This window comes from Enterobacter sp. SECR19-1250, assembly GCF_013391025.1.
GTDB lineage: Bacteria > Pseudomonadota > Gammaproteobacteria > Enterobacterales > Enterobacteriaceae > Enterobacter > Enterobacter cloacae.
Window position 1 is genome coordinate 1 of sequence record NZ_JACASJ010000010.1, and the last position, 24,155, is coordinate 24,155.

Here is a 24,155-nt window from a genome sequence, read left to right on the forward strand (position 1 = left end):
CGGACATCGTTAACTTAAGATACAAAAGCTGTTCGGAGATGGAGGGTCAAGATCATGTCACCACCGAGCAACTGAAACACCCTGAGGAGGATTCTGCTGACACCTGTGTCTCTATGCCAGACGCCTATCCCGGCTCGCGTGTGGCTTACGATCCCTCCACACAGGAGTTAGACCTTTCCATTCCTCAGGCTTTCGTCATTCAGCGTCCAGCGGGATTTGTCGATCCTTCACTGTGGGAAGACGGGATCCCGGTGGCCATGCTCTCATGGGATCTTAACGGCTGGCACGCAGACATGCCGGATTCCAGCACTGATACGGCCTATGCTGGTCTGCGCTATGGGGCAAACCTTGGGCCATGGCGACTCCGGGCGCGAGGCAACCTGAACTGGGATCAGGATTCCGGTACCCATTACGCCAGCCAGGATATCTATCTTCAGCATGATATCACGCCGCTGAAAGCGCAGTTTATCGCCGGCGATTCCTATACCCGTGGCGACGCCTTCGATTCCATTAGCCTGCGCGGGGCGCGTTTATATAACGATGACCGTATGCTTCCGAATGGTATATCGACCTATGCGCCGGTGATCCGAGGGGTTGCAAACAGCAACGCCAAAGTCACGATCGCCCAAAGCGGCAATACGATTTACGAAACCACCGTCCCCCCAGGACCGTTTGAAATCACGGATCTCAGTACAACAGGTTACGGTAGCGATCTCATCGTCACGGTAGAAGAGACGGATGGGAGCAAACGTTCCTTCTCAGTCGCCTATTCTTCCGTCGCACAAATGCTTCGTCCAGGCTACTCCCGATGGGATGTTGGCGTGGGTGAACTGCGTGACGACAGCCTGCGTGACAAACCAAAGGTGGGATATGCAACGGGCTACTATGGCTTAACCAATACCTTCACGGGGTATGCTGGCCTGGAATATACCGATAGCGATTTTTACGCCGCATTGTTGGGTATTGCCATGAATACCGGAGTTGGTGCATTCGCCCTTGATGTCACGCATTCGGATGCCCGGATAGACGGCTTACGACATCTCACGGGCGAAAGTTATCGCGTCTCCTACAGCAAACTCATGGAAGCCACGAATACCTCTTTCAACGTCGCCGCCTACCGGTTTTCAACGTCTGACTATCTCAGCCTGAACGATGCGGCCTCCTTGACCAATGAGATCAAATACCGTGACAGGGAGCGTAACCCGGAACGTAACAATAGCGACGTGTATCAGACCTTCCAGCGCATGAAAAACCAGATCCAGGTGAATATCAGCCAACCGCTGAATATTGCCGATCTTGATTTGGGATCGCTGTATGTCAACTCAACCTGGCAGGACTACTGGAATGAAAGCAGTTCATCGGCGCAATACTCGGTTGGCCACAGTCATTCGCTAAGTTGGGGAAGTTATAGCCTCACCGTGCAGCGCACCTACAATGAGTTTGGGGAAAAAGATGACAGCGTCTATCTGAACCTCACGATTCCATTCGACACGCTGATGGGTAACAGCAAGCGAGCGGGTGGATTCTCCTCACTCACGACGGGCATCGGCAGCGATTTAAAAGGCGGTAGTAGCTTTAACGCCAGCGCCAATGGCAACACCGAAGATAACCGTTTCAGTTACAGCATTACCGAAAGTACCACGCGTTACGACGATACGTTAAATCAGTTAAGCGGGTACGGCAGTTACAACGGCCCGCATGGACCGCTAAGCCTTTCCGTCTCCGCCTCAGATGACGGTACACGACAATATTCTGCCAGCTATAGCGGCGGGATGGTTCTGCACTCCGGTGGCGTAACACTCGCCCCTGGCAGCATCAGCGAAAGCGATACGCTTGCCTTAATTAAAGCTGAGGGGGCAGAAGGCGCCCGCGTCTCTATCGGTAACGGTGAAATCGGCGCCTCAGGCTATGCCCTTATGCCCTATCTGTCCGCCTACCGTGAAAACAGCGTTGGTCTAGATATCAGTGAAATGCACTCAGACGTGGAAGTGAAAAATACCCGCTCCACCACCGTTCCCCGTAGCGGTGCCGTTGTGCTGGTTAACTTTGAAACCGATCAGGGGCGCTCAGTGTTAATGGAACTGATGCGTGACGATGGCGGGTTTATCCCGTTAGGCGCCGATGTGCAAACCGATCAAGGCGTATCCGTGGGTAGCGTGGGTCAGGCCGGGCAGGCCTGGATCCGCGGAATTGAAGATAAAGGGACGTTAAACATCGTCTGGGGAAATGAGCCCGGCACATCCTGTACCGTCTCCTACCACATCCCACCGGATGCGAGAAAGATTGGACCGACAACGCTGCTGACGGGCCAGACCTGCCGCGTCACAGCCTTATAAAGGGAGTTAAAACATGCTTTTTAGAGCCTGGAAAAAAACAGGGTTAGTTATTTTAAGCACGGGGCTAATGGCGCTGTCGCTGGAAACACACGCCGATAATCTCGATATTACCTTTACCGCAAATATCCGTGACACCACCTGCGATATGAAAATCGAAGGTGGCAGCGGTGATGGCACCAGCAACGTTATCCCCATTGGGACTAACGGCAAGGTGCGCCTGGATTACATCATCCTGAAAAATGCCAAAGCCACGACCAACTTTAAACTCAAAATGGTCTCATGCCCGCCGAGTCTGGCATCGCTGAAAACCACCATCAGCGGTAGCGCCAGCCCGCTGACGACGGCAATTAAGAACTCACTCTCCGGCGACGGCAGTGCGGAAAATATTGGCGTGGCGATTTCCCGTACCGCCACCCCGAATGCCCCTTTTGTCATTAATTCATCCACCGATACACAGCGCCTCGTCTGGTCGAGCGGAGAGATAAGTGCTGGCGAGGTACCACTTCTGGCGACGCTGGTGGAAACCGCAAACGGTCAGGGCACGACCGGCAATTTTAGCGGTATCGCTACGTTTAATTTCACCTATGAATAACTGGCAGCAATGCGGAGCGTTGATATGAAAATGAAAATGACATTACTGGTGCTTGCAATGACTGCCACCCTGCCTTCCGTTGCGTTAAGTGCGATTACGGGGACGACGAGCGTGCAGGCAACGTTTACATCCACCATAGAGGCCGGGACCTGTAACGCGGAGATTCAAAACGCCAGCGGAGCCCCCATTGACATTTTGCCGTTTGGCGATGTGTTTAAGTCTGACCTGGTGAGCCAGAGCCGACGAGAAACCTTCAAAATTGCCTTCACGAACTGTGCCGGGGTAAAAAACGCCGCCATTCAGGCCATGCCGGGTGCAGGCGGGTCGTGTACCGGTAACGCGTATGCAGCCGGACATAACGTCGGTTTTGAAATCTGGAAAGGCTCTGTCGACTCAGGCTCCATATTGAACTGCGCCACTGTCCCGACGTCTGTCATCAACCTGTCTAACGGGACGGGGAATTTTGAGATGGATGCGCGCATCGTCATTGCAAAAGGTAAAACAATTTCGGACGTGACGACAGGTTCGGTCAATGCGCCCGTGACGTTTACTGTGACCTATCAATAATGTTTATTCAGACAGGTAGCTTAAACAGGATGTTCCAGTCCCGCTTAATCTTAAGAAATGCGATGTCATGGCTGGCCCTCTGCATGGGGTTTCCCGCAGCGGGTTTTGCCTCCAGCCTGGAAATGGATATGACGGCAAATATTATCAACAATACGTGCCAGGTCAGTATTCCAGAAAGTGGAAACGTAACGCTGCCAACGGTGGGAAAAACGTGGTTTTATACCGCGGAGGGCACCGATCGACTTCAACCAGCAGACCCCGCGGGAGGAACACGCTTTATGATTCAGGTTGTGGACTGCAGCGGGGATGAATCGGGATCCGGACAAGCGCTGCACTTTACCTTTAAACCGCAGTCTGCCCAAATTGATGGGATTTCAAAACAGATATTCAGTAATGAAACATCCGCCCTTGCTGGCGGCGCTGAAAACGTGGGGATTGTTATTTTTTCTGAATCCGATAATCAAAATGTCCTCGACAGCGAGGGGCAGTCTGATGTGGAGGTCAAAATAGCGACCCCATCAGACCAACAAAGCTATTTGAAAGCGTATAACTTTTACGCCCGCTATCAAAATTACGGCCCGGTCAGCGCAGGAAAAGTGACCGCGTGCGCATTAGTCAGCGTGACATATCGCTAACAGGCAACGCTAAAAGGAAGAATTATGGCACAGCGTCCTGGGATAACCGTGTCCCCACGTTTTAACGGTTTTATCATTTTATTTATGTTTTTAACCATGAACGCTTTTTACGCCCATGCAGATATTGAGTGTAAATTTCGATTTGGCGACATGCAGTCCATCGGCGACTATAATGGCGCAAAGCCGACCCTGCAAATCGTGGATAATGTCGCTGTTCCTACAAAAATCAGCTCGCCATATCGCCTGAATCTGAGCCCCGGATTAAGTAGTAAATGCACGATAGGAAAACATGGCGAAAACATTTTCACCCTGGCAGACGCCAGTCTGTTAGTCGGCAGTATTGATGGTAAAGCTTTATTCAAAACCAATGTAACCGGAATAGCCTATGCTCTGGCTTTTGGCACAGTAGACAATACCGCCACGGCCTATTTCGCTCCCAGTACGAGCTGGTTTCTTGCATTACACATGAATGACCAGGATGAGCTGCTGGATAATCGCGCCTGGCGGGCCATGGTCGAATTTTACCAACTTCCCACGTTTGCCGGTATTCCTGCTAACGTAGTATCTATTGGCCCGGTTGGTGGAACAATTGGAAAAATTACCATTGGAGACCCGGTGGGATCCGATCCAGACGATCATCCCAAACCGACCATTACCATAGCCAATATGGCCTTCATTACACCAATAGAAAAACCCACCTGCACGCTCACGGCTCCCAAAACCGTAGACCTGAGGGATTATGGTGTATCCGATATCGAGAACGATAAAACCATAAACGCCGATTTTGGGGTGACAGGGAATTGCACCAACACCCGTAAAGTCACCGTGAAGTTGACCACCAGTAAAACAACCGGGACCGATGGCTCATTACTCGCCAACACCGCATCGTCGAACGCGGCACAAGGCGTGGGCGTGTTACTGAAGTGGCCGAACAACAGGCAGATAGTGCCTAATTCAACTAGCAGCTATACCGCACAAGAGAACACTACCCTTGCGATATTCAGTTGGTTACTTACGGCCCGGTTAGTTAAGTCTGATACAGAAAAAGTCACTTCAGGCACGTTCAGCGCCATCGGCACCCTGCAGTTTACCTACGAATAGCTTACCCCTGCGGCTGGTTGCTGATCAGCCGCGACATGGTCTCCAGCGAATCCGTTCTTAAGATGTACAGGCGTTTCAGTAAGAACGGATTATCCCCCGGCTTGACCTTCCCTTTTACCGTTGTCACTGCGAGGTGAAAACCGGCGTCATTCGCGGCTTTTATGGCTTTATTGTCATAGCCACCAAACGGATAAGAGAGATACAGCACGCGCGGGTTAAACTGCGCCAGCGCCCGGCGCGAGCGTTCGAAATCAAACAAAATCACGTGGTAGCTGCGGCTCAGTAGAATCGGATGCTTGTTACCATCCACGCGGTGCAGGAAGTGCGTGTGGGACTGAATGTCAAACACGTCCTGGATGCCCTTCAACTCCTGAACGCTCATAAATTGAAGTGATTTCGGATCCCACTTTTGCGGATGCCGCTTAATGCGGGATGAGATGATAAACGCCGTGGCGTTAAACCCGTACTCTTTCAGAATCGGGTAAGCATAGCGGCTTACGGACTTTAGCCCGTCATCAAACGTAATCACCACCGATTTGGCCGGCAGGTTCAGTTTGTTACGCACATACCCTTCCAGCTGATACATCGTCAGGGTGGTATACCCCTGGTCACGCAGCCAGGCCATCTGGTTATTGAACGCGCGCACGCTGGTGGTGGTAGAGGTATGCCGGAAGCGCGTGTTCTCTTCATCACGCAGAATATGATGGTAGGTCAGCACCGGGAGGCCATTATCTTCCTGCGCGTCCAGGCTGCTGATCCATGCCAGTCGGTTGCCGATACGGATCTGGTACCACGTCTGGTTTAAGCGGTCTTTGAGTTTGCTTAAAACCGGATACCGAAGATTGGCGCTCAGCGTACCGAATGGCGCACTGCCGCTGGACGGCGCGTTGTAGACCGGTGTGTCTTTCCAGGTGATCAGGTTTTGATTACTGAGCGGCTTATTAAGATCGCCAAGGCTGTCCTCAACGCGCTGCTTTCCCTGCACCTGCTCCAGATGGCCTTTATCGATAAATCCTGTCCCGAAGCCGAAGCGAAACTCGTAATAATCCGCAGCGGTAGGCACAACGGCAAGGATCTGTCCGGCTCTGACATGGCCGACGTTAACGACCTCGTTTCCCACCTGCGCCCAGATAGCCGCATCTTCAGTGGTTTGCATGTACTGGGCTGGAAGACCTTGCTGACTTAATAAACTGGCTGATGCCCCGCCAGAGAGAACCAGCAGGCACAGGAACAAAATACGCGTGAACATGTATGTGATATCGGTACGAATAAACTGGTGCCATTGTAACAAATGCACCATCAATACCAATGTTTAATTCTTATACAGGTCGTGAAGAAGAACGAAGGGGGGATTTTTCTGCTGCTGATGCCACAGGCTGCTGACGCCCGGCTCACCCTGCGCCACGATGGCATCGCGAAACTCTGCGCTGCTTAATAATTCACGCCGTGGATACATTAACTCAAGCAGGGGAAGATCAATACCGGAGATCACTTCGCAGCAGTCGTGTTTGTGGCTCAACAGAGCAGCCGCGCGATACGGCGCAGCGCCAGATTTATCGGTGAGAAAGATAACGCCTTCGCCAGTGTCGGTTTCATGCAGGGCATCACACATCATCCGGCTCAGCATGTTGGTGCTCAGCCCTTGCCAGTAATTCACCGCACGACACTGCGCCAGTGGACCAAACCTGGCTTCAAGCTTTATCAACATCTCCTGCGCCTGTTCATCGTGGCAGGTAATGACCCATCCCAGCATAACTCTCTCCTTAGCAGGCGAGTAGTTTAGCGAAGTGAAGATTAGCTTACGGTGATAACAGTCAAAGAAAAGGCCCGGCAACCCGAAAGTCACCGGGCGGAAGGTTAGCTGCGCAGTCCGCGTCCGCGCTGGATTAAGTACCAGCACAGCAGGTAGAAGGCGACGATAAAGACCACCAGCACCGCAACGGTAGTGAACAGCGGTACGTCAGTAATGCCGAGGAAGCCGAAGCGGAAACCGCTGATCATGTAGACAATCGGGTTCAGGTGCGACAACGCCTGCCAGAACGGCGGCAGCAGCGTCAGGGAATAAAACACCCCACCCAGATAGGTCAGCGGCGTCAGCACAAAGGTCGGGATCAGGCTGATATCGTCAAACGTTTTGGCAAACACCGCGTTCAGCAGACCGGCAAGCGAAAACAGGATCGCCGTCAACAGCAGCGTCAGCCCCACGAACAGCCAGGAGTGCACCTGGAACGGCACGAAGAACAAGGAGATAGCCGTCACCAGGATCCCGACGCACAGGCCGCGCGCCACACCACCGCCGACGTAACCCGCGATGATTACATGCGTTGGCACCGGTGCCACCAGCAGTTCCTCAATGTTGCGCTGGAACTTAGCGCTAAAGAACGACGAAGCCACGTTGGCATAGGCGTTGGTGATCACCGCCATCATGATCAAACCCGGAACGATAAACTGCATATAGGTAAAGCCATGCATCTCACCAATGCGGGAGCCAATCAGATTACCGAAGATGATGAAATAGAGCGTCATGGTGATCACCGGCGGCACCAGGGTTTGTACCCAGATGCGCATAAAGCGGTTAATCTCTTTCGCCCAGATGCTTTTCAGCGCGACCCAATAAAGATGCGTCATGCCTTGTCTCCTTGTTTATCCTGCACCAGAGAGACAAACAGCTCTTCCAGTCGGTTCGCTTTGTTACGCATACTTAAAACCTGAATGCCCTGAGCACTCAGCTGGGAGAAGACGCTGTTAATGCCCTGCTCCCGCAATACTTCCACCTCCAGCGTGGAGGTGTCGACCAGGCGATACTGGTACCCTTCAAGCTTCGGCAGCGCGCTTTTTGCCGCCAGATCCAGAATGAACGTTTCTGATTTGAGCTTCGAGAGCAGATCCTTCATTGAGGTGTTTTCCACCAGTTCGCCGTTCTGAATGATGCCGATGTTGCGGCACAGCATTTCCGCTTCTTCAAGGTAGTGCGTCGTCAAAATAATGGTGGTGCCTTTGTCGTTGAGATCTTTCAGGAACCCCCACATTGAGCGACGAAGCTCAATATCTACCCCAGCGGTGGGCTCGTCGAGGATCAACAGTTTTGGCTCATGCATCAGCGCACGGGCAATCATCAGACGCCGCTTCATGCCGCCAGACAACATACGCGCACGTTCGTTACGTTTTTCCCATAGATCAAGCTGCTTCAGGTACTTTTCGCTGCGTGCCAACGCTTCTTTTCGCTCAACGCCGTAGTAACCCGCCTGGTTGACGACGATCTGCTGCACCGTCTCAAACGGGTTGAAGTTGAACTCCTGCGGTACCAGACCGAGCTGACGTTTGGCGTTGACCACATCTTTTTGCAGATCGTAGCCAAACACGCAGACCCGGCCAGAGGTCTTATTGACCAGCGAGCTGATAATGCCGATGGTCGTCGATTTCCCCGCGCCATTCGGCCCCAGAAGCGCATAGAAATCCCCCGCTTCTACTTTGAGATCTATCCCGCGTAGCGCCTGAACGCCGCCCGGATAGGTTTTTTTAAGCTGCTCAAGCTCCAGTGCAATCGCCATGAATTAAACTTACCTTAGGTTCTGACACACGTTGTGTGGTTTCATTAAAAGTCGGGTTACCCTATAGTAGCGCAACGCAATCACTTGGTTACAGGTCGCTAACCTCCATGAACAACATAGATACACTCATCAGCAACAATGCACTATGGTCAAAAATGCTGGTGGAGGAAGACCCCGGTTTTTTTGGAAAGCTCGCGCAAGCGCAGAATCCACGCTTTCTCTGGATTGGATGTTCCGACAGCCGTGTTCCGGCTGAGCGACTGACGGGCCTTGAGCCCGGCGAACTGTTTGTTCACCGTAACGTTGCCAACCTGGTGATTCATACCGATCTCAACTGCCTGTCTGTCGTTCAGTACGCCGTAGACGTCCTGGAGGTCGAGCACATCATTATTTGCGGTCACTACGGCTGCGGCGGTGTGCAGGCCGCTGTGGAAAACCCGGAACTGGGGCTCATCGATAACTGGCTGCTGCACATCCGCGATATCTGGTTCAAACATAGCTCACTGCTGGGTGAAATGCCGCAGGAGCGCCGGATGGACACGCTGTGTGAACTGAACGTGATGGAGCAGGTGTATAACCTGGGTCATTCAACGATCATGCAGTCAGCGTGGAAGCGCGGGCAGAAGGTCTCTATCCACGGCTGGGCGTACGGCATTCACGACGGCCTGCTGCGCAATCTGGAAGTGACCGCCACCAACCGCGAAACGCTGGAGCAGCGTTACCGTTCGGGCATTGCCAACCTCAAGCTTAAGCATGTGAACCATAAATAAAGCGGGGATTTTCTCCCTCTCCCGTTGGGAGAGGGACGGGATGAGGGCATCAGGCCGCAACTACTCGTCCAGCAATACCACTTTCCCAACATACGGCAGATGGCGATAACGCTGCGCGTAGTCAATACCGTAACCGACGACGAACTCGTCCGGAATAGAGAAACCAACAAACTCCACCGGCACCTGCACTTCACGGCGGTCTGGTTTATCCAGCAGAGTACAGATGGCCAGGGATTTCGGCTCACGCAGGCTCAGGATCTCGCGCACTTTAGAAAGCGTGTTACCGGAGTCGATGATGTCTTCGACGATCAATACATCTTTGCCACGAATATCTTCATCCAGATCTTTCAGGATTTTCACATCACGGGTTGTGGACATGCCGCTGCCGTAGCTGGAGGCGGTCATAAAATCGACCTCATGTGACACCTGCACTTCACGGCACAGGTCTGCCATGAACATGAAAGAGCCACGCAACAGACCAACCAGCACCATTTCGCTACCGCTGTCCTTGTAATGTTCGGTGATTTGACGACCCAGTTCGGCGATACGCGCTTTGATCTCGGCTTCCGGGATCATCACTTCAACAGTATGTTTCATATTACTAACCATATGATTTTAACGAAAATCTCTCAATGCGGATGAATGTTATTCCGGCATCGATACGCAAGCCAGCCATTATATCAGCAAATGGCTAAGCCTGGCGTATGAGTTATAAAAAGCAAATATTGTGATTCCGATCACACTTGTTAATACCTATAATTAGTTGCTAGCAAATTATTAACAAAAACTGACGAGTACACTTTCTATGGCTGAAACAAACTCTAAACAGCCGCGTCTACTGGTGACACTAACAGCGTTATTCGCCGCCTTCTGCGGCCTGTACCTGTTAATCGGTGGCGTCTGGCTGGTCGCAATCGGCGGCTCCTGGTACTACCCTATTGCGGGCCTGGTTATGCTTGGCGTAACTGTTCTGCTCTGGCGTAGAAAACAATCCGCACTGTGGCTTTATGCGGCATTACTCCTCGCAACCATGATCTGGGGCGTCTGGGAAGTCGGGTTCGACTTCTGGGCACTGACGCCACGCAGCGACATTCTGGTCTTCTTCGGTATCTGGCTGATCCTGCCGTTCGTCTGGCGTCGCCTGATTGTGCCTTCCAGCGGTGCCGTTGCGGCGCTGCTTGTCGCTCTGCTAATCAGTGGCGGTATCCTGACCTGGGCTGGCTTTAACGACCCGCAGGAGATCAACGGTACGCTGAATGCAGAATCCACCCCTGCGGCGGCTATCTCGCAGGTGGCTGACGGCGACTGGCCAGCGTATGGCCGTAACCAGGAAGGTCAGCGCTACTCCCCGCTGAAGCAGATCAACGCGGACAACGTGAAAAACCTGAAAGAAGCCTGGGTATTCCGTACCGGCGATCTGAAGATGCCAAACGATCCGGGTGAACTGACCAACGAAGTGACGCCAATTAAAGTGGGCAACATGCTTTATCTGTGTACGGCGCACCAGCGTCTGTTCGCGCTCGACGCGGCCACCGGTAAAGAGAAATGGCACTTCGATCCGCAGCTGAACTCCAACCCGTCGTTCCAGCACATCACCTGCCGCGGTGTCTCTTACCACGAAGCGCGTGCGGATAATGCCAGCCCGGACGTCATTGCCGACTGTCCTCGCCGCATTATGTTGCCGGTGAACGATGGCCGCCTGTTCGCGATTAACGCCGAAACAGGCAAGCTGTGCGAAACCTTCGCCAACAAAGGTATCCTGAACCTGCAGACCAACATGCCGGACACCACGCCGGGTCTGTATGAACCCACCTCACCGCCAATCATCACTGATAAAACCATCGTGATTGCTGGTTCGGTCACGGATAACTTCTCTACCCGCGAAACCTCTGGCGTTATCCGTGGTTTCGACGTGAATACCGGTAAACTGCTGTGGGCCTTCGATCCGGGCGCGAAAGATCCTAACGCGATCCCGTCTGATGAACACACCTTTACCTTCAACTCGCCAAACTCCTGGGCACCGGCTGCGTATGATGCGAAGCTGGATCTGGTCTACCTGCCAATGGGCGTGACCACGCCTGATATCTGGGGCGGTAACCGTACCCCTGAGCAGGAACGTTATGCCAGCTCCATTCTGGCGCTGAACGCGACCACCGGGAAACTGGCGTGGAGCTACCAGACCGTACACCACGATCTGTGGGATATGGATATGCCGTCCCAGCCAACGCTGGCGGACATTACCGTTAACGGCAAAACCGTTCCGGTGATTTATGCTCCGGCGAAAACCGGTAACATCTTCGTACTGGACCGTCGTAACGGCGAGCTGGTTGTGCCTGCACCGGAAAAACCGGTTCCTCAGGGCGCGGCTAAAGGCGATTACGTCACTAAAACGCAGCCGTTCTCCGAACTGAGCTTCCGTCCGAAGAAAGACCTCAGCGGCGCAGACATGTGGGGTGCCACCATGTTTGACCAGCTGGTGTGCCGCGTAATGTTCCATCAGCTGCGCTATGAAGGCATCTTTACCCCCCCTTCTGAGCAGGGCACGCTGGTCTTCCCGGGTAACCTTGGGATGTTCGAATGGGGCGGGATCTCCGTTGACCCTAACCGTCAGGTAGCGATCGCCAACCCGATGGCGCTGCCGTTTGTCTCTAAACTGATCCCACGTGGTCCGGGTAACCCGATGGAGCAGCCGAAAGACGCGAAAGGCAGCGGTACCGAAGCCGGTATTCAGCCGCAGTATGGCGTACCGTTTGGCGTGACCCTGAATCCGTTCCTGTCTCCGTTTGGTCTGCCGTGTAAACAGCCTGCCTGGGGGTATATCTCCGGTCTGGATCTGAAAACCAACCAGATCGTGTGGAAAAAACGTATTGGTACCCCGCAGGACAGCATGCCGTTCCCGATGCCGGTTCCGGTGCCGTTCAACATGGGTATGCCAATGCTGGGTGGCCCAATTTCCACCGCCGGTAACGTGCTGTTCATCGCGGCAACCGCAGATAACTACCTGCGCGCGTACAACATGACCAACGGTGAGAAACTGTGGCAAGGCCGTCTGCCAGCCGGTGTACAGGCAACGCCGATGACCTATGAAGTGAATGGCAAGCAGTACGTTGTCATCTCTGCGGGCGGTCACGGTTCGTTTGGCACGAAGATGGGCGACTATATTGTCGCGTATGCGTTGCCGGATGACGCAAAATAAATGCAAAACGGCAACCTCGGTTGCCGTTTTTTATGTTTGTTCCCTCTCCCACCGGGAGAGGGCCAGGGTGAGGGCATCAGGCCACACCTGCGAAATGTAGGCCGGGTAAGGCGAAGCTGCCACCCGGCTTTTTTATACGGTAAAACCCAGCATCATTCCCGTATCTTCATGCTCCAGCAGATGACAGTGCGCCATATATGCAAACTCCTTCGGCGCCTCGTGGTCAAACTTCACCAGCACCTCGCTGATGCCGCCTTCCACTCTCACTGTATCTTTCCAGCCCGCGCGATGCGCATCCGGCGCTTTGCCGTTCTCTGAAAGAATACGGAACTGGGTGCCGTGAATATGGAACGGATGCAGCATCATGTCGCCTTCGCCTGAAATCACCCAGCGCTCAAACTGCCCTTTTGTAGCAGCAAACATTGGCGTGTTCATATCGAACGCTTTGCCGTTGATCATATTGGCATTGTGGAAATCAAACCCGTGGCCGCCGTGATTCATACCGCCCATCTTGCCGTGATCCATGTTCATATGGCCCATCATCTGCCCGTGGTGCATCCCCGCCATCGCCTGATCGCCATACTTTTTCATCAGCGCCTGCATGCCCATCATGTCGAGCATCGGATCCATGGAGAGCTGAAGCTTACGTTGCGTAAGCCCATCCAGCGACGGAAGTGCCGGCAGCGTGGTTAAGGTGTCCGGCAGCGTACCAGAGGCGGTGATCTGCAGCGGCTGAATACGTAAAACCGGGTGCGGCTTATCGAATGGCGCAACGGCCATCCCCATCTGGCTGACCGGGAGCGTCACCAGGTCAAATGACTTACCGTCGCTGATGTCCACCAGCACCTCAAAGCGCTCGCCCATCAGCACAGGGAGTTCATTCACTTTGACCGGCTCAGGCAGCAGTCCTCAGTCGCTCGCCACGACGTACAACGGACGATTATCGCTGGTGGCAAAGTTCAGCGAGCGCGCGTTGCATCCGTTGAGCAGACGTAACCGCAGCCAGCCTTTTGGTGCAGCGTGCTGGGGGTAGATCGCGCCATTGGTCAGCAGCGTATCGCCAAACCAGCCTACCGCCGCGGTCATCACATCCAGCTGATAATCAATCTGACCGTCTGCGGAGAATTTTTTGTCCTGCACAATGACCGGCACATCGTCGATACCCCACTGTTTGGGCAGACGCAGCAAGCGACTTTCGTCATCTTCAATCAGCACCAGGCCTGCCAGTCCCATGGCCACCTGATGGCCCGTTTTACCATGCTGATGCGGATGGAACCAGCAGGTCGCCGCCCGCTGCTCGGGGGTAAAGGTCACGGTGCGCTTCCCGCCCGCTTTTATAATCCCTTGCGGACCGCCGTCGACCTCGCCCGGCACTTCCAGCCCGTGCCAGTGCAGCGTCGTCTCTTCTGCCAGCGTGTTGTGAATATCAACGGTGACGGCTTTTCCTCTGCGCAGTTGCAACGCCGGGCCAAGCACATTGCCGTTATAGCCCCAGGTGGTGGCGTTATTTTTACCAAACGCCGTTTTACCGGACTGAACCACCAGCTGGATACGGCCACGGGCATCGGCGGTCAATAAATCAGGAATGGGTAAGGCAGGTCTGTCAGCCGCCAGAACCGCGCGACTCCACAGTGGTAATGCGCTGGCAACCCCCAACGCAACGGAATATTTTAGAAATTCACGACGTTGCATATTCATTTCCTTATTTCGTGCAGACGATCTTTTGAGCATAAACCCTCCCCTTACCGGAAGGTCAAGTAACGCGGCAATAATAAAGATCGTCGCACTGGCACCAAATATGCTAACGTTGATTTTCCGTGATGCAGTGGTAGAAGCAATGAAGACGTTTTTCAGGACAATTTTGTTCACCAGCCTGATGGCAATGTGTGCGAACAGCTATGCGCTCAGTGAAAATGAAGCGGAAGATATGGCCGATCTGACGGCGGTTTTTGTGTTCCTGAAAAATGATTGTGGCTACCAGAATTTACCCAACGGGCAAATTCGTCGCGCACTGGTCTTTTTTGCCCAGCAGAACCAATGGGACCTCAGCAACTACGACAGCTTCGACATGAAAGCGCTCGGTGAAGACAGTTACCGTGATTTAAGCGGTATTGGCATCCCAACGGCAAAAAAATGCAAAGCGCTGGCCCGCGATTCGCTTAGCCTGCTCGCCTACGTGAAATAACCTTCCCGACGCCTCTTGTTTCGCCTGGAACCGTGCAACCACGGTTATAGTTAGCTATCATGTTTCGCTCATTTTTCGTGAGTGTAACGGATGTTAACGAAGAGGAGTCCGCGTATGGCCGACCACACGTTGTGGCATGAAACACTGCATGACCAGTTTGGTCAGTACTTTGCCGTTGATAACGTGCTTTATCATGAGAAAACCGATCATCAGGATCTGATCATCTTCGAGAATGCCGCTTTTGGCCGCGTAATGGCGCTGGACGGCGTGGTGCAAACCACCGAGCGAGATGAGTTTATCTATCATGAGATGATGACCCACGTCCCGCTGCTGGCCCATGGCCACGCGAAGCACGTGCTGATTATCGGCGGCGGCGACGGGGCGATGCTGCGCGAAGTCTCCCGCCACCAGTCCATTGAAACCATCACCATGGTAGAGATCGACGCGGGCGTGGTCTCATTCTGTCGTCAGTACCTGCCTAACCATAACGCGGGTAGCTACGACGATCCGCGCTTTAAGCTGGTGATTGACGATGGCGTGAACTTCGTCAACCAGACGAATCAGACGTTTGACGTCATTATCTCCGACTGTACCGACCCTATCGGCCCGGGAGCCTCGCTGTTTACCTCATCGTTCTACGAGGGTTGCAAGCGTTGTCTGAACCCTGGCGGTATCTTCGTGGCGCAAAATGGCGTCTGCTTCCTGCAGCAGGATGAAGCGCTCGACAGCCACCGCAAACTGAGCACCTATTTTGGCGATGTTAGCTTCTATCAGGCTGCCATTCCGACCTACTACGGCGGGATCATGACCTTTGCCTGGGCGACGGATAACGACGTCCTGCGTCATCTCTCCACGGAGATTATCCAGGCGCGCTTCCATCAGGCAGGTCTCCAGTGCCGTTACTACAATCCGGCGGTCCATACCGCAGCCTTCGCCTTGCCGCAGTACCTGCAAGATGCACTGTCCTCCCAGGGGGTGAACTAATTGAAAAAGCTTAAACTGCATGGCTTTAACAACCTGACGAAAAGCCTGAGTTTTTGTATTTACGATATCTGCTACGCCAAAACAGCGGAAGAGCGCGATGGCTACATCGCCTATATCGATGAACTCTACAATGCCAACCGACTGACCGAGATCCTGTCGGAAACCTGTTCTATTATCGGCGCAAATATTCTGAACATCGCCCGCCAGGATTATGAACCTCAGGGCGCCAGCGTGACCATTCTGGTCAGCGAAGAGCCGGTCGATCCTAAGCTTATCGACAAAACCGAGCATCCGGGCCCGCTGCCTGAAGTGGTTGTCGCCCACCTCGATAAAAGCCATATCTGCGTGCACACCTACCCGGAGAGCCACCCGGAAGGCGGCCTGTGTACGTTCCGCGCCGATATCGAAGTATCCACCTGCGGCGTGATCTCCCCGCTAAACGCGCTGAACTATTTAATTCACCAGCTGGAATCCGATATCGTCACCATTGATTATCGTGTGCGTGGTTTTACGCGCGATATCAATGGCATGAAGCACTTTATCGATCACGAGATCAACTCCATTCAGAACTTTATGTCCGAGGACATGAAATCGCTGTACGACATGATGGACGTGAACGTGTACCAGGAGAACATCTTCCACACCAAGATGCTGCTTAAGGAGTTTGACCTTAAGCACTACATGTTCCACACAAAGCCAGAAGATTTAAGCGAAGAAGAGCGTAAAGTCATTACCGACCTGCTCTGGAAAGAGATGCGCGAAATCTACTACGGCCGCAATATTCCGGCCGTGTAAGACTCGCACGGAGCAAGGACGCTCCTGTGTGCTATTTCTGTTTCATAAACTCCCGGTACGCCGCCACGACCTGCAGAAAGTCCTCCACGCCGCACAGCGACAGGCTCTCTTCGTCGTAGTAGCTCATCCCCTCTTCCATCTCGTCGCCCGAGAATTCCAGCTGATTGGCCCGCACCATCACCTCTTCGCCATCCATCCACAGCGTGTATTCATGACCCGCACGTTGCCAGGAGCGTTCACTGCCTTTTATCGCATTCGCCGCCTGTTCAACTTCATCAAGAAGCGCAAGATTTTCTTTCACTTCTTCGTTAAACCAGTGTCCAACGGCTTCGTGGCCCATCGACATACGCACTTTCACCACCCCGGTGATGTCGCGCAGAAATTCGTAATCCATAGTGTTTTCCTCTGCAAAGCCATTACGGTAATTATCGCAGCAGAGAGGAAGAAAAAAAGCGTGTGAGGTGGGAGGAATGAAAATAAAAAGGTGAGAGCAAGGCCCTGCGGCCTGATGCCCTCACCCCGGCCCTCTCCCACGGGAGAGGGTGCAAACACTAAAAACCGTCTCGTGGAGACGGTTTTGCTTTTATACCGCCGTCTGGAAGATAACCCCGTCAGCTTTCTCGGTGTACTGAGAGAGCTGGTCGAAGTTCAGATAGCGATAGGTATCCACCGCCGTCTTATCAACCTGAGCAACGAAGGTCTGGTACTCTTCCGGCGTTGGCAGTTTGCCAATCAGCGCCGCAACCGCCGCCAGCTCAGCAGACGCCAGGTAGACGTTCGCCCCGGTACCTAAACGGTTCGGGAAGTTACGGGTAGAGGTGGAGACCACCGTCGCACCGTCTGCCACGCGCGCCTGGTTACCCATACACAGGGAACAGCCAGGGATTTCGATGCGCGCACCGCTCTTACCAAACACGCTGTAGTAACCCTCTTCAGTCAGCTGCGCCGCATCCATACGGGTTGGTGGCGCTACCCAAAGGCGGGTTGGCAGTTGGCCTTTATGAGTATCCAGCAGTTTACCGGCAGCACGGAAGTGACCGATGTTGGTCATACAGGAACCGATGAACACTTCGTCGATCTTATCGCCCTGCACGTCAGACAGCAGACGCGCATCGTCAGGATCGTTCGGTGCACAGAGAATTGGCTCTTTAATGTCTGCCAGATCGATGTCGATCACCGCCGCATATTCTGCGTCAGCATCGGCTTCCAGCAGCTGCGGATCCGCCAGCCATTTCTCCATCCCCTGAATACGACGCTCCAGCGTACGACGGTCGCCGTAGCCTTCCGCAATCATCCACTTCAGCAGGACGATGTTAGAGTTCAGATACTCAATGATCGGCTCTTTGTTCAGCTTGATGGTACAACCCGCGGCGGAACGCTCTGCGGACGCATCGGTCAGTTCGAATGCCTGCTCAACTTTGAGATCCGGCAGCCCTTCAATTTCCAGGATGCGGCCAGAGAAGATGTTCTTCTTACCTTTCTTCTCAACGGTCAGCAGGCCCTGTTTGATGGCATACAGCGGGATAGCGTGAACCAGGTCGCGCAGGGTGATACCCGGCTGCATTTTACCTTTGAAGCGCACCAGTACCGATTCCGGCATATCCAGCGGCATCACGCCGGTCGCTGCGGCAAACGCCACCAGACCGGAGCCCGCCGGGAAGGAGATACCAATCGGGAAACGGGTATGGGAGTCACCGCCGGTACCTACAGTATCCGGCAGCAGCATACGGTTCAGCCAGGAGTGGATAACGCCGTCGCCCGGACGCAGGGAGACGCCGCCACGGTTCATGATGAAGTCTGGCAGCGTGTGGTGCGTGGTTACGTCAACCGGCTTCGGATACGCCGCCGTGTGACAGAAGGACTGCATGACCAGATCGGACGAGAAGCCCAGGCACGCCAGGTCTTTCAGCTCGTCACGGGTCATTGGGCCAGTGGTGTCCTGAGAGCCCACAGAGGTCATCTTCGGCTCGCAGTAAGCGCCAGGACGGATACCGGCCACGCCGCACGCGCGGCCAACCATTTTCTGCGCCAGCGAGAAGCCACGATTGCTTTCTGCTACGTCTTTCGCATGACGGAACACGTCTGAGTGCGGCAGACCCAGCGCTTCACGCGCTTTGGTGGTCAGGCCACGACCGATGATCAGCGGGATACGGCCACCGGCACGCACTTCGTCGATCAGCACATCGGTTTTCAGCTCGAAGCTTGCCAGCTGCTCGTTGGTGTCGTGGTTACGGACTTCACCTTTATACGGGTAAACGTCAATCACGTCGCCCATGTTCAGGTTAGAGACATCCACTTCAATTGGCAGTGCGCCAGCATCTTCCATGGTGTTGAAGAAGATTGGGGCAATCTTACCGCCCAGGCACAAGCCGCCACCGCGTTTGTTCGGCACATGCGGAATATCGTCACCCATAAACCACAGGACGGAGTTAGTGGCGGATTTACGGGAAGAACCGGTACCGACAACGTCACCGACGTAAGCCAGCGGGAACCCTTTTTTCTGCAACGCTTCGATCTGTTTGATCGGGCCGACAACGCCTGGCTGATCCGGCTCAATGCCTTCACGGGCGTTTTTCAACATCGCCAGTGCGTGCAGCGGGATATCCGGGCGAGACCATGCATCCGGTGCCGGAGAGAGGTCATCGGTGTTGGTTTCACCGGTGACTTTGAATACGGTAACGGTAATTTTTTCAGCCAGCGCAGGACGGTTCAGGAACCATTCGGCATCGGCCCAGGACTGCATCACCTGCTTCGCATAGACGTTGCCTGCTTTGGCTTTTTCTTCCACATCGTAGAAGTTATCGAACATCAGCAGCGTTGAAGAGAGCGCTTTAGCGGCAATCGGTGCCAGCTTGTCGTTATCCAGCGCGTCAATCAGCGGATGAATGTTATAACCACCCTGCATGGTGCCGAGCAGTTCAATGGCTTTTTCAGGAGTAACCAGTGGGGAGGTGGCTTCGCCTTTGGCGATAGCAGCAAGGAATCCGGCTTTTACGTAGGCAGCTTCATCTACGCCAGGCGGTACGCGGTTGATCAGCAGATCTAACAGGAATTCTTCTTCGCCCTTAGGCGGGTTCTTCAGCAGCTCGACGAGCGCGGCCATTTGGGTTGCATCTAACGGTTTGGGTACAATTCCCTCGGCGGCACGTTCTGCTACGTGCTTACGGTATTCTTCTAGCACGACGGTTCTCCTCGCTCTCATTGTCATATGCGGCGGGCGTTCTCTTCACGCTCCTGTGAGACAGCAGTTTGTAGGGTAAATGCCCGATACCGCGTCGGGCAGCATAGCAGGATTTCTGCACAGTGTTAATCCGTTTACAAAAAAGCAACATTAAAAAATTTGCTGAATCGTTAAGCATGGTGTAGAGGGCTGACGGGTGGAATTTTGGCAACTAGTTGCGGTCCGCTCGCAAGAGCGGCCTTCTGAAATCCAGCGGCTTTTCAGCTATCACATATAATTGTGTAATAAATACTCACACTCTTTATCCGGACGTACCGGCTGTTCCCCAACAAAAGTCAAAACAGTAAAAGGCGAGTGAATAATACTCACGCCAACCGTAACGCCTCACGGCACAGCGCTTGTCTCGTTGGAGTCATTTTATGAAGTTGCCCTTTAAACCACATCTGCTTGTTCTTCTGTGCAGTGCCGGGCTGTTTGCCGCCTCAGGTGTCATGTTTGTCAAAAGTCGGGCGACAGAGCCTGTCGTCCCCGCTCCCGTCGCACAACAACCGGTACCCCCCGCAGCAGCGCAACCCGCCCCCGTCGTCGCCCCAGCCTATACGGCCGCGCAAATCGATCAGTGGGTTGCTCCCATCGCACTCTATCCGGATGCCCTGCTGTCACAAATTTTAATGGCCTCGACCTACCCGGCCAACGTCATCCAGGCGGCGCAGTGGTCCAAAGACAACCCTAAAATGGAAGGAGACGCCGCTATCCAGGCCGTTACCAGCCAGCCCTGGGATCCCAGCGTAAAATCGCTGGTCGCGTTTCCTCAACTGATGTCGCTGATGGGTGAAAACCCGCCGTGGGTACAAAATCTGGGGGATGCGTTTCTCGCGCAACCGAAGGATGTCATGGATTCCGTCCAACGCCTGCGCGCGCTGGCTCAAAAGACCGGCGCCTTACAATCGACGCCTCAGCAGACGGTCACCACCGTGACGAAACCTGCCCCGGCCAAATCGGCCACCAGCGAATCGACGACTTCCACCACGCCTGCCCCGACGGTGATCAAAATTGAATCCGCGGATCCGCAGGTCGTTTACGTCCCCACCTATAACCCCAATACCGTCTACGGTACCTGGCCAAACACTGCCTATCCGCCAACCTATCTTCCTCCTTCACCGGGAGAGCAGTTTACGGACAGTCTGGTCAAAGGCTTAGGCTTCAGCCTGGGTGTGGCGACAACCTACGCCATCTTCAGCAACATCGACTGGGATGATGACGACGACTGGAACCACCATCATGACGATGACTGGAATCACGGCGGCTATAACCGCAACGGTGATAACAATATCAATATCAACGTTGAGAACTTCAACAAAATCAGTGGTCAACGCCTGACGGATGCCAACCGCACCTGGCAGCATAACCCGGCGTATCGGGAAGGTGTGCCCTACCCCACCAGCCAGCTCAATAACCGCTTCCATTCCACTAACACGGTAACGGGGCTCAGTTCTACGCAGCAAAAACCGGTTAACCGCGACAGCCAGCGTCAGGCGGCCCTGAGCCAGATGGAGAAATCGACGGGTAAAACCTTCCCGCAAACCGCGCGTCCGGGAACCAGAGATGCACAGCGCCAGGCTTCAGGCGAACAGTTGAAGCAGATATCCCAGCGCAACAACTACCGTGGCTACGACACCAGACCGCAAACGGCAAAGCGAACCACCTCGCAGCAGCGTGATAATCACCCTGCCGTAACCCAGCGGCAGGAGAAACGGATCGCGCAGCCTGCTCAGCAACGCCATATCCCGCAGCGAACCAGCCAACCTCGCGCAAATGCCCTGAGTGGTAACGACAGCCGCTCTGCCAACTGGCAAGCCCAGCAGCAACGGGGGGCGCAAAGCAGACAATTGGCTGCCCGTCATCAGCAGCCGCGTCAGGCCCCTGCCGGACGTGCTGAACACCGTGAATTCCGTCATCGTTAAGGGAGCCAACATGAAAAAGAATCTTGTCTGTGGAATGGTGTTGTTCATGATGTCCGCCGCTGCGATGGCACAGCAATCCTTCAGCACGCCCGCTCAGGCGACCGATGCGCTGGCGCATGCCATCAGTGATCAGAATGAAACGGCGATGAACAATCTGCTTGGAGAGAACTGGCGCGATTTTCTGCCGCCTGAAGGGGTCGATCCTGATGCCGTCGATCGTTTCCTCCGCGACTGGAAGGTGCGGCACAACACGGTTATCGACGGTAATACGGCACATCTGGTTGTCGGAAATAACGACTGGCAGTTGCCCATCCCGGTTGTCAAAACCGCTGCCGGATGGCAATTCGATATCAAGGAGGGCGCCGAGGAGATCCTGACCCGCGAGATCGGGCGTAACGAGCTTGCCGCCATCGAAGCATTACATGCCTATGTGGATGCCCAGCAGAGCTATTTCGCCATGAATCAAAAATACGCGCAGAAAATTGTCAGCTCTGAAGGGAAAAAAGATGGTCTCTACTGGCCCGTTTCGCCGGGTGAAGCCCCCAGCCCGCTGGGACCGGCCTTCAGCCCCAAAGAGCCCGGTGCAGGCTATCACGGCTATCGGTTCCGTATCCTGCCTGATGAAAAAGGCTTTGCGATGGTGGCGTGGCCCGTCAGCTATGGCCAGACAGGCGTCATGAGCTTTGTGATAAACCAGGATGACAAAGTGTACCAGGCCGATCTCGGCAATGACTCTGAGCAGAAAGCCCAGGCGTTAACCGCCTATAGCCCGGATAAAACCTGGCAGCCTGTGACTCCCTGAATCCAGCACATAAAAAAAGCGGCCACAGGCCGCTTTTTTTGTCTGAAGAAACTTATTTCTTCTTCGCTTTCGCGTTTGGCAGGTCGGTGATGCTACCTTCAAACACTTCTGCCGCCAGGCCCACGGACTCGTGCAGAGTTGGGTGAGCGTGGATGGTCAGCGCGATGTCTTCCGCGTCGCAACCCATTTCGATCGCCAGACCGATTTCACCCAGCAGCTCGCCGCCGTTGGTACCGACAATCGCACCACCGATAACGCGGTGAGTCTCTTTGTCGAAGATCAGTTTGGTCATACCGTCTGCGCAGTCGGAAGCGATAGCACGGCCAGAAGCAGCCCACGGGAAGGTGGCGGTTTCGTAGCTGATGCCTTTCTCTTTCGCTTCTTTCTCGGTCAGGCCTACCCATGCCACTTCTGGCTCGGTGTACGCGATAGATGGGATCACTTTCGGATCGAAGTAGTGTTTCATGCCGGCGATAACTTCAGCGGCAACGTGACCTTCGTGAACACCTTTGTGCGCCAGCATTGGCTGACCGACGATATCGCCGATAGCAAAGATGTGCGGCACGTTAGTGCGCAGCTGTTTGTCAACGCGGATGAAGCCACGGTCGTCCACTTCCACGCCAGCTTTGCCCGCGTCGAGGTTCTTACCGTTCGGCACACGGCCGATCGCCACCAGCACGGCGTCGTAACGCTGTGGTTCGGATGGCGCTTTTTTACCTTCCATGGAAACGTAAATACCGTCTTCTTTCGCTTCAACGGCAGTCACTTTGGTTTCCAGCATCAGGTTGAATTTCTTGCTGATACGCTTGGTGAAGACTTTAACGATGTCTTTATCCGCAGCCGGGATAACCTGGTCGAACATTTCAACCACGTCAATGTCTGAACCCAGTGCATGGTACACGGTACCCATTTCCAGACCGATGATACCGCCGCCCATAACCAGCAGACGTTTTGGAACGGTTTTCAGTTCCAGGGCATCGGTGGAATCCCATACGCGTGGATCTTCATGTGGAATGAATGGCAGTTCGATTGGACGAGAGCCCGCCGCGATGATCGCGTTGTCGAAGTTGATTACGGTTTTGCCGTTTTCGCCTTCCACTTCCAGGGTGTTCGCGCCGGTGAATTTACCCAGACCGTTAACCACTTTCACTTTACGGCCTTTCGCCATGCCAGCCAGACCACCGGTCAGCTGAGTGATAACTTTCTCTTTCCAGGTACGGATTTTATCGATATCGGTTTTCGGCTCGCCGAAGACGATACCGTGTTCAGCCAGCGCTTTGGCTTCTTCGATAACTTTCGCTACGTGCAGCAGCGCTTTAGAAGGGATACAACCTACGTTCAGACAAACACCACCAAGGGTGTTGTAACGTTCTACGATGACGGTTTCCAGACCTAAATCAGCGCAACGGAAGGCTGCAGAGTAACCTGCGGGACCTGCCCCAAGTACCACGACCTGAGTTTTGATTTCAGTACTCATCATGACCTCTTATTGATTT

At 54.1% G+C, this 24,155-nt stretch carries 20 protein-coding genes and 1 pseudogene; 12 read left to right on the top strand and 9 right to left on the bottom strand.

The features are described 5' to 3' along the window. From HX884_RS04325 to HX884_RS04345, 5 genes are all read left to right on the top strand, one after another. The coding region (locus HX884_RS04325) for an outer membrane usher protein (protein ID WP_178327754.1) at nucleotides 1–2,336 on the top strand (2,336 nt) is incomplete at its 5' end. A 13-nt stretch (nucleotides 2,337–2,349) separates the two neighbouring features. After that, nucleotides 2,350–2,928: a fimbrial protein gene (locus tag HX884_RS04330; protein WP_028028162.1), complete on the top strand. Its 579-nt coding sequence runs from the start codon at nucleotides 2,350–2,352 to the stop codon at nucleotides 2,926–2,928. A 24-nt stretch (nucleotides 2,929–2,952) separates the two neighbouring features. Next, nucleotides 2,953–3,495 carry a fimbrial protein gene (locus tag HX884_RS04335; protein WP_013095622.1) on the top strand — a complete coding sequence of 181 codons (543 nt, stop codon included), beginning with the start codon at nucleotides 2,953–2,955 and terminating at the stop codon, nucleotides 3,493–3,495. A 29-nt stretch (nucleotides 3,496–3,524) separates the two neighbouring features. Beyond that, a complete protein-coding gene (locus tag HX884_RS04340) occupies nucleotides 3,525–4,130 on the top strand; it encodes a fimbrial-like protein (protein ID WP_178327755.1) in 606 nt (201 codons plus the stop codon). A gap of 24 nt (nucleotides 4,131–4,154) precedes the next feature. Beyond that, on the top strand, nucleotides 4,155–5,231 hold the full coding sequence (locus HX884_RS04345) for a fimbrial protein StkG (protein ID WP_178327756.1): 1,077 nt from the start codon (nucleotides 4,155–4,157) through the stop codon (nucleotides 5,229–5,231). A 1-nt stretch (nucleotide 5,232) separates the two neighbouring features. On the opposite strand, the gene HX884_RS04350 is transcribed toward HX884_RS04345, so the two are convergent. The 4 genes from HX884_RS04350 to HX884_RS04365 all read right to left on the bottom strand — a co-directional run bounded on the left by HX884_RS04350 (nucleotide 5,233) and on the right by HX884_RS04365 (nucleotide 8,782). Further along, nucleotides 5,233–6,480 (bottom strand): polysaccharide deacetylase family protein, encoded by a 1,248-nt coding sequence (locus tag HX884_RS04350; protein WP_029883642.1) that lies wholly within the window; start codon nucleotides 6,478–6,480, stop codon nucleotides 5,233–5,235. 63 nt (nucleotides 6,481–6,543) lie between these two features. Then, nucleotides 6,544–6,984 carry a PTS sugar transporter subunit IIA gene (locus tag HX884_RS04355; RefSeq protein WP_013095618.1) on the bottom strand — a complete coding sequence of 147 codons (441 nt, stop codon included), beginning with the start codon at nucleotides 6,982–6,984 and terminating at the stop codon, nucleotides 6,544–6,546. A gap of 104 nt (nucleotides 6,985–7,088) precedes the next feature. Further along, complete coding sequence (locus tag HX884_RS04360; protein WP_013095617.1) at nucleotides 7,089–7,859, bottom strand: ABC transporter permease; 771 nt, start codon at nucleotides 7,857–7,859, stop codon at nucleotides 7,089–7,091. Then, nucleotides 7,856–8,782, bottom strand: coding sequence for an ABC transporter ATP-binding protein (locus tag HX884_RS04365; RefSeq protein ID WP_013095616.1), 927 nt, complete (start codon nucleotides 8,780–8,782; stop codon nucleotides 7,856–7,858). Before HX884_RS04365 ends, HX884_RS04360 begins: the two co-directional genes overlap by 4 nt. Nucleotides 8,783–8,889: 107 nt before the next feature. Here HX884_RS04365 and can point away from each other — a divergent pair, with 107 nt between their 5' ends. Continuing rightward, nucleotides 8,890–9,552, top strand: a complete 663-nt coding sequence (can, locus tag HX884_RS04370) for a carbonate dehydratase (protein WP_013095615.1) — start codon at nucleotides 8,890–8,892, stop codon at nucleotides 9,550–9,552. 60 nt (nucleotides 9,553–9,612) lie between these two features. Here the strand turns inward: can and hpt are convergent, their stop codons facing one another. Further along, entirely contained in the window at nucleotides 9,613–10,149 is a 537-nt protein-coding gene (gene hpt / locus HX884_RS04375) for a hypoxanthine phosphoribosyltransferase (protein ID WP_013095614.1), read from the bottom strand. A 208-nt stretch (nucleotides 10,150–10,357) separates the two neighbouring features. On the opposite strand from hpt, the gene HX884_RS04380 reads away from it, so the two are divergent. After that, a complete protein-coding gene (locus HX884_RS04380; protein ID WP_178327757.1) occupies nucleotides 10,358–12,748 on the top strand; it encodes a glucose/quinate/shikimate family membrane-bound PQQ-dependent dehydrogenase in 2,391 nt (796 codons plus the stop codon). 132 nt (nucleotides 12,749–12,880) lie between these two features. Here the strand turns inward: HX884_RS04380 and cueO are convergent. Next, nucleotides 12,881–14,440: pseudogene (gene cueO, locus HX884_RS04385) on the bottom strand (multicopper oxidase CueO). 145 nt (nucleotides 14,441–14,585) lie between these two features. On the opposite strand from cueO, the gene HX884_RS04390 reads away from it, so the two are divergent. The 3 genes from HX884_RS04390 to speD all read left to right on the top strand — a co-directional run bounded on the left by HX884_RS04390 (nucleotide 14,586) and on the right by speD (nucleotide 16,712). Beyond that, entirely contained in the window at nucleotides 14,586–14,933 is a 348-nt protein-coding gene (locus HX884_RS04390; protein ID WP_014830675.1) for a YacC family pilotin-like protein, read from the top strand. Between the two features lie 114 nt (nucleotides 14,934–15,047). After that, on the top strand, nucleotides 15,048–15,917 hold the full coding sequence (gene speE, locus HX884_RS04395; RefSeq protein WP_020688518.1) for a polyamine aminopropyltransferase: 870 nt from the start codon (nucleotides 15,048–15,050) through the stop codon (nucleotides 15,915–15,917). Further along, nucleotides 15,918–16,712 (top strand): adenosylmethionine decarboxylase, encoded by a 795-nt coding sequence (gene speD, locus HX884_RS04400; protein ID WP_013095609.1) that lies wholly within the window; start codon nucleotides 15,918–15,920, stop codon nucleotides 16,710–16,712. It begins immediately after the preceding gene. Between the two features lie 31 nt (nucleotides 16,713–16,743). On the opposite strand, the gene yacL is transcribed toward speD, so the two are convergent. Together yacL and acnB are read right to left on the bottom strand one after the other, a co-directional pair. After that, nucleotides 16,744–17,106 carry a protein YacL gene (gene yacL / locus HX884_RS04405; protein WP_045292712.1) on the bottom strand — a complete coding sequence of 121 codons (363 nt, stop codon included), beginning with the start codon at nucleotides 17,104–17,106 and terminating at the stop codon, nucleotides 16,744–16,746. Nucleotides 17,107–17,295: 189 nt separating this feature from the next. Further along, complete coding sequence (gene acnB / locus HX884_RS04410; protein ID WP_178327758.1) at nucleotides 17,296–19,893, bottom strand: bifunctional aconitate hydratase 2/2-methylisocitrate dehydratase; 2,598 nt, start codon at nucleotides 19,891–19,893, stop codon at nucleotides 17,296–17,298. Nucleotides 19,894–20,312: 419 nt separating this feature from the next. On the opposite strand from acnB, the gene HX884_RS04415 reads away from it, so the two are divergent. Together HX884_RS04415 and HX884_RS04420 are read left to right on the top strand one after the other, a co-directional pair. After that, complete coding sequence (locus tag HX884_RS04415) at nucleotides 20,313–21,857, top strand: DUF3300 domain-containing protein (protein WP_178327759.1); 1,545 nt, start codon at nucleotides 20,313–20,315, stop codon at nucleotides 21,855–21,857. Nucleotides 21,858–21,867: 10 nt separating this feature from the next. Beyond that, on the top strand, nucleotides 21,868–22,659 hold the full coding sequence (locus HX884_RS04420) for a DUF2950 family protein (RefSeq protein ID WP_178327760.1): 792 nt from the start codon (nucleotides 21,868–21,870) through the stop codon (nucleotides 22,657–22,659). A gap of 52 nt (nucleotides 22,660–22,711) precedes the next feature. Here HX884_RS04420 and lpdA read toward each other — a convergent pair whose 3' ends face one another. Continuing rightward, on the bottom strand, nucleotides 22,712–24,136 hold the full coding sequence (gene lpdA / locus HX884_RS04425; RefSeq protein ID WP_014830669.1) for a dihydrolipoyl dehydrogenase: 1,425 nt from the start codon (nucleotides 24,134–24,136) through the stop codon (nucleotides 22,712–22,714). Nucleotides 24,137–24,155: the final 19 nt, after the last annotated feature.

Excerpts from the sequence above, each read along its gene's own strand:
- HX884_RS04330 (WP_028028162.1), top strand. The coding sequence starts at position 2,350 with ATGCTTTTTAGAGCCTGGAAAAAAACAGGGTTAGTTATTTTAAGCACG.
- HX884_RS04335 (WP_013095622.1), top strand. The coding sequence starts at position 2,953 with ATGAAAATGAAAATGACATTACTGGTGCTTGCAATGACTGCCACCCTG.
- HX884_RS04340 (WP_178327755.1), top strand. The coding sequence starts at position 3,525 with ATGTTCCAGTCCCGCTTAATCTTAAGAAATGCGATGTCATGGCTGGCC.
- HX884_RS04345 (WP_178327756.1), top strand. The coding sequence starts at position 4,155 with ATGGCACAGCGTCCTGGGATAACCGTGTCCCCACGTTTTAACGGTTTT.
- HX884_RS04350 (WP_029883642.1), bottom strand. The coding sequence starts at position 6,480 with ATGTTCACGCGTATTTTGTTCCTGTGCCTGCTGGTTCTCTCTGGCGGG.
- HX884_RS04355 (WP_013095618.1), bottom strand. The coding sequence starts at position 6,984 with ATGCTGGGATGGGTCATTACCTGCCACGATGAACAGGCGCAGGAGATG.
- HX884_RS04360 (WP_013095617.1), bottom strand. The coding sequence starts at position 7,859 with ATGACGCATCTTTATTGGGTCGCGCTGAAAAGCATCTGGGCGAAAGAG.
- HX884_RS04365 (WP_013095616.1), bottom strand. The coding sequence starts at position 8,782 with ATGGCGATTGCACTGGAGCTTGAGCAGCTTAAAAAAACCTATCCGGGC.
- can (WP_013095615.1), top strand. The coding sequence starts at position 8,890 with ATGAACAACATAGATACACTCATCAGCAACAATGCACTATGGTCAAAA.
- hpt (WP_013095614.1), bottom strand. The coding sequence starts at position 10,149 with ATGAAACATACTGTTGAAGTGATGATCCCGGAAGCCGAGATCAAAGCG.
- HX884_RS04380 (WP_178327757.1), top strand. The coding sequence starts at position 10,358 with ATGGCTGAAACAAACTCTAAACAGCCGCGTCTACTGGTGACACTAACA.
- HX884_RS04390 (WP_014830675.1), top strand. The coding sequence starts at position 14,586 with ATGAAGACGTTTTTCAGGACAATTTTGTTCACCAGCCTGATGGCAATG.
- speE (WP_020688518.1), top strand. The coding sequence starts at position 15,048 with ATGGCCGACCACACGTTGTGGCATGAAACACTGCATGACCAGTTTGGT.
- yacL (WP_045292712.1), bottom strand. The coding sequence starts at position 17,106 with ATGGATTACGAATTTCTGCGCGACATCACCGGGGTGGTGAAAGTGCGT.
- HX884_RS04415 (WP_178327759.1), top strand. The coding sequence starts at position 20,313 with ATGAAGTTGCCCTTTAAACCACATCTGCTTGTTCTTCTGTGCAGTGCC.
- HX884_RS04420 (WP_178327760.1), top strand. The coding sequence starts at position 21,868 with ATGAAAAAGAATCTTGTCTGTGGAATGGTGTTGTTCATGATGTCCGCC.
- lpdA (WP_014830669.1), bottom strand. The coding sequence starts at position 24,136 with ATGAGTACTGAAATCAAAACTCAGGTCGTGGTACTTGGGGCAGGTCCC.